The sequence below is a fragment of the Skermanella sp. genome (assembly GCF_059503625.1).
Genome location: NZ_JCACHA010000018.1, coordinates 1 through 4517, shown reverse-complemented (window position 1 = coordinate 4517; position 4517 = coordinate 1). Strand labels below are relative to the sequence as shown.

At 64.4% G+C, this 4517-nt stretch carries 3 protein-coding genes and 1 pseudogene; 1 reads left to right on the top strand and 3 read right to left on the bottom strand.

Features of this window, described 5'->3' with window-relative positions; all coding sequences use genetic code 11:
* Positions 1–256: pseudogene (locus AC5JJ6_RS00455) on the top strand (hypothetical protein); the annotation flags it as partial.
* Here AC5JJ6_RS00455 and AC5JJ6_RS00450 read toward each other — a convergent pair.
* The 3 genes from AC5JJ6_RS00450 to AC5JJ6_RS00440 all read right to left on the bottom strand — a co-directional run bounded on the left by AC5JJ6_RS00450 (position 253) and on the right by AC5JJ6_RS00440 (position 4478).
* Entirely contained in the window at positions 253–1917 is a 1665-nt protein-coding gene (locus AC5JJ6_RS00450) for a hypothetical protein (RefSeq protein WP_496040148.1), read from the bottom strand. The pseudogene AC5JJ6_RS00455 and the gene AC5JJ6_RS00450 overlap by 4 nt on opposite strands.
* Before the next feature lie 15 nt (positions 1918–1932).
* Positions 1933–3504: a hypothetical protein gene (locus AC5JJ6_RS00445; protein WP_496040147.1), complete on the bottom strand. Its 1572-nt coding sequence runs from the start codon at positions 3502–3504 to the stop codon at positions 1933–1935.
* A gap of 233 nt (positions 3505–3737) precedes the next feature.
* Entirely contained in the window at positions 3738–4478 is a 741-nt protein-coding gene (locus AC5JJ6_RS00440; RefSeq protein WP_496040146.1) for a TlyA family RNA methyltransferase, read from the bottom strand.
* Positions 4479–4517 lie beyond the last annotated feature (39 nt).

The window sequence follows — 4517 nt, the reverse complement described above, 5'->3', positions numbered from 1 at the left end:
CGACATGGATGCCGCCCTCGGCTTCGCGCGCGAGGCCGCCGGCCTGCCCCGCGACGCCGACGTCACCCTGGAACCTTTCCCCAAGCCCGAGCCGCAGTGGTTGCAGGCGCTCGACCTGATCACGGGACGATCCGAGGCGCGGAGCGTCTCCGCCGTTCTGACGGAGATCCGCCCGCTGCTGCGCGACCTTGGCGGGCTGGTCCGCGATCCCTCGCGGGATATCCTGACGATGCCGCCGACGGGGCTGGTCCGCTAACCGGCTGGGACCGGCCGGAGCCGGCACAGGAGCGTCGGCTCGGGCGGCCGGACCCTGGACTCCACGGTCGCGCAGGCCCCGTCGTCGATCGTGAACCCGAAGGCGCGGAAAGCGTCTTCGGCCCCCTGCTCCCGCCGGTCGCGGCGGAACATCGCCAGCACCGGCCCGTGATGTCCCGCCACGACGTCGGCGGCCTGCCGGGTGAACGGATCGTCGGCGCGATAGACGTAGTCGAAGCCGTCGAGCCGGAGAAAGCGGTTGCTCGGGTCGAAGGCCGGAATGAAATGGGCATCGGCGCTGCGCCCCGCCATCAGGATCACGCCGTCCCGCAGGTCCCGGTAAGAAGCCGGCACCTCCGCCCCGACGAACGGATCGCCGCCCCAGTCCTTGCGGGCGAAGTCAGCCTTCTGCGTCGTCGCCACCAGCAGCAGGCAGCACGCGGCGGTTGCCACCGTGCCGAAACGCACTCCGGCCAAGGCCACCAGCATGATGCAGAGCAGCAGCGGGACCAGCATTTCCAACGGCACGGCGTAGCGGTAAATGGAAAACAGCACCAGCCAGCCGGCATAGCCGACGAAGGCGGCCCACAGCACCATCCGGGCATCGCCGCAGCCGGCAAGCCGGCGCTCCGCCCTGCTCCGCTTGCCTATCAGGCGTGCACCGGCGATGACGGCCGCCAGACAGACCGCTACGGCGAAGGCCGCCAGCAGGCGGAAATCCCGCCACGGCGCTTCCGAGATCCGGTCGCCGTCGAAGCTGAACACCGCCGGATAGATCAGATACTCCCACAGGCCGACCGGCAGGTAGCGCAGGTCGCGGCCGTCGCCGGCCCCGGCGAAGGGCGATGCGAAAAGCCGGTTGAAGAACGGGAAGAACGGGTTGCCGTACTCGGCATACATCCGCGCCATCCAGAAGCCTGCCGTCGTCAGCAGCCCTATCCCCGCACCCACTCCCGCGAAGACGCATGCCAGCACCCGGTCGCGCACCGGTCCCGGCAGCGCCAGCGGAGCCGCCACGATGGCCGCGACGAACGGCGCCAGGGTCAGTTTCAGCCCCAGTCCCAGCCCCACGCACAAGCCGGCCGCCGCCGCCCGCCACGGCGTAACGCCGTCCCCGCGCCGCAGCAGGACCAGCAGCGCTCCCAGGAAGAACAGGCTGGCGATCAGGTCATGGTGCCACGACCCCAGCGTCCCCATGGCCGCGGCGGAGCCGAACCCGCTGACCGCCAGAAACGCCGGCAGCAGGTTCGGCGCCGGGCCTGTTCCGTCGCCGCTCCCGTCCCTGCCCCAGTGCCCCAGCACGCGGCGGGCGCACAGGAACAGCAGGATGACGTTGACGCCATGGATTGCCCCCAGACCGAAACCCACCGCCCTCGCGGGCAGCGCCTCCACCGCCGCATAGAAGATGACATCCAGCACAGGGTTCAGGAAGGTGTGGAAGACAGCCGGCAGGATGTCGACATCCAGCCTGTCGTTCAGGAAAGCGTAGCCGTTGTAATAATGGTAGTGCAGCAGATCCCAGGCCATGCTCTTGCCCATATGGAGCGACAGGAGCCCGGCCAGCACGGGGCTGATCCAGATGAAGACGGGGACGGCGCGGTTGATCTGGCGAATAAGCTCGCCGCCTCGGGCGGCTTCAGCCGTGGTCGTCTCAGCGGTCATCGTTCGCACTTCTCTTCAACGAGCTTTGCCGCTTCCTTCGGACATTTCGGCATCGGGTGCCGGCCCGCCTTCCTTCAGGTCGATGATCCGGTAGTACTGCCCGGCTGGTGTCGTTCCTTCCTCGACGACCTCGATCGCCTCGGACAGCGGCTTGCCATGGTATTCGCCTGATCCGAGCGAAAACGTCAGCCCTTGCAAGCACACCTGTATGTCCTTGTCGATGCATAGCAGATGCTCGTCCGGGTTGCTGTCAAGAAGAGACAGGATCTGCGGCCGCATCTCCTCAGCTCGCATGGTCATACCGTAGATATCGTCCCGTCCCGACAGCCTGATCGCCTCATAGATGGCTGGCCAGACCATCCGGTAGCTGCCGAGGATTAGGTGAATATCGCGGTCCAGGGCGATTTGCGCGAAGGATCCTGAACTCTGCGTATCGCTCCCCGGCTCCATTGCAATGAAGCTGCATTGCTCCGACGGCGGAAACGCTATCGGCCAGCTCGTCCGGAACAGGACCAGTACTGCCATCAATAGGGCCAGAGGCGCCAGCGCCATGCCGATACGCCGCTCGCCGTCGACCAGGGTCTCGACGATGACGACGGCGAACAAACAGATGCCCAGGACCAAGATAAGGCCATAGTAGCGGACATGGCTGAGGTTCAGGATCACCCACTCGATATTCGGAACCAGCAGCATGTAGATCAGGCAGGCGACCGACAGGGCGATGGACCGCACCGCGATCGGAGCGATCACCGGATCGCCGTCGCTCCGCGTCGCGCGATGGCGCATCTGCATGACGATCAGTCCGCTGACGAACAGAAACGCTAGCAGCCCCAGGGCCGTGCCGTCGATCCCGGCCATGATTCGGTTCCAGGCCATGGAAAGATTGGCCGGATCAAAGATTATGTTGTCGTACTCGCGTCCGCCGATCCAGTTGGACAGCTTCTTGGAAACCATGTAGCCGCCCAGGCTCATGGCAAATAGCAGAACGTTCTGGATCGACGGGGCGAACAGGATCAGCAATCCGAACAGTGGCGCTGCGACGATGATCAGCGATGCGTTGACCAGCATCGCCAGAACCACCAGCCCCGACGCCAGGATCACGCAGGCCAGTGGCCTTGCGATCCGCCGACCGCCGAGGCGGGACGTCACCAGCATGGCGCCGGTCATCAGGACCAGCGACAGGCCGTAAGGCTGTCCGTCGGTCCAGAGGATGCGGATCAGATCAATCTGAAAAATCGTCAGCAAAGCCGTTAGGGAGGCGGCGAAGCACAGCAGCAACGACGCCTTCGGCTGCAACAGGACGATGACGAACAGGGGGAAGGCTGCCGCCGTCGAGGCGCGCAGCCAGACCTGGACCTGCTGATTGATGCTGATATCGCTGATCCAAGCAGTCACCAGGGGTATAAGGTTCATGTACCTGTTCTGGCCCCAGTAGAACAGCGTCAGCTTCTGCTGGGCCATGATCGACAAGATGACGGAATCCGCGTCATGGGTATTGCAGAATTGTAGCGACCATGTCAGCACCGCACCCGTCAGCAGGCACAAGGCGATGACCGTCAGCCACTGCCGATAACTCTTGTCGGCCAACCATTGGGCGCCACCTGAGTCCTCCGCCAGATTGGGGGAGATTAAATGAGCCCAGAATTGTCGCATACAAAGAACTCCGCGGCACCAAACATCAAAGTTGTCGCAAATCGATTCAATGTCGCTTGCCAGAATGCGCCAATGAAACAATGCGATGTATTACTTCAACTCAATGTTTACTGCCCCGGAACAGCCGCGTCGCTATGACCTTTAGCGTGCATTCCGGCTTTTTGTCTCTAACCCTGTCGGGCACCACCGATCACAAATTCCTTGTTGCCTTCCGGACCCAGGATAGGGCTTTCGACGACTCCGATCACGCTCCAGTCCGGCAGACCGCCGAGCCAGCCCGAGACGGTTTCGCAGACTTCCCTGTGCAGTTCCGTGTCGCGAACCACGCCGCCTTTGCCCACCCGGCCCTTGCCGACCTCGAACTGCGGCTTGATGAGGGCGACCAGATGGGCACCCGGGCGCGTCAGCATCAGGGGGGCGGGCAGAACGGTCATCAGGCTGATGAAGCTGGCGTCGCAGACCACCAGATCGACCGGTTCGGGGATCTCCGCAGCAGTCAGATGGCGAGCGTTGGTCCTTTCCAGAACAACGACGCGCGGGTCCTGCCGCAGTTTCCACGCCAGTTGCCCATGTCCGACATCGACCGCGTAGACCTTGGCGGCGCCCCTCGACAGCAGGACGTCGGTGAAACCGCCGGTCGAAGCGCCGACATCAAGGCAGACCAGTCCATCCGGATCTATCCCGAAGCGGTCCAGCCCCTCGGCCAGCTTCAGTCCGCCGCGCGATACCCACGGATGGTCCTGTCCCTTCAAGGCCAGCGGCGCATCCTCGGCCAGCAACTGGCCGGCCTTGTCGATCCTCAGCGTGTCCGAATAGACCAGCCCCGCCATGATAAGCGCCTGCGCCTTGGCCCGGCTTTCGACGAGGCCACGCTCGACCAGGAGCGTATCGGCACGGGAACGGCTCATGACGGGTGGTTTCCTTGAGCGGCCATTACCTGCCGCCGG

Bases quoted from the DNA above. Each gene is read 5' to 3' on its own strand.
- AC5JJ6_RS00450 (WP_496040148.1), bottom strand. From the start codon at position 1,917: ATGACCGCTGAGACGACCACGGCTGAAGCCGCCCGAGGCGGCGAGCTT.
- AC5JJ6_RS00440 (WP_496040146.1), bottom strand. From the start codon at position 4,478: ATGAGCCGTTCCCGTGCCGATACGCTCCTGGTCGAGCGTGGCCTCGTC.